This window comes from Pseudomonas sp. 5Ae-yellow (assembly GCF_014077575.1).
GTDB classification, from domain to species: Bacteria; Pseudomonadota; Gammaproteobacteria; order Pseudomonadales; family Pseudomonadaceae; genus Halopseudomonas; species Halopseudomonas neustonica.
This window is the reverse complement of record NZ_JACGWE010000152.1, coordinates 1-254: the sequence shown is the minus strand read 5'-3', so window position 1 is coordinate 254 and position 254 is coordinate 1. Positions and strand designations below refer to the sequence as shown.

The 254-nt window shown below is 52.8% G+C and carries 1 pseudogene; it reads right to left on the bottom strand.

Going from position 1 to position 254, the window contains the following annotated elements:
- Positions 1 to 129: 129 nt before the first annotated feature.
- Positions 130 to 254: pseudogene (locus H4J77_RS19670) on the bottom strand (IS3 family transposase); the annotation flags it as partial.

Genomic DNA, 254 nt, shown 5'->3' with positions numbered 1-254 from the left:
GTAAGCGCTTCGATTTCAAATGTCCTATCGAAGTCATGAGCGAAGTGATGCAGAAAGCCTTGGCTATGCAATATGATGCTCCTGCGTCAATTCAATAACCGTGTTGCACTCAGCTCCTGCAACCGCCAAGCCCTCACAGGCGGCATTATCGCCACAGTGGCCAACGGCACTCATGCTGCTGACTAACCGATTGCTGCCCAGATAACGCTGGTAATCGCCGCTGGTGAACTGCGTACCCCTGTCTGAGTGCAGTA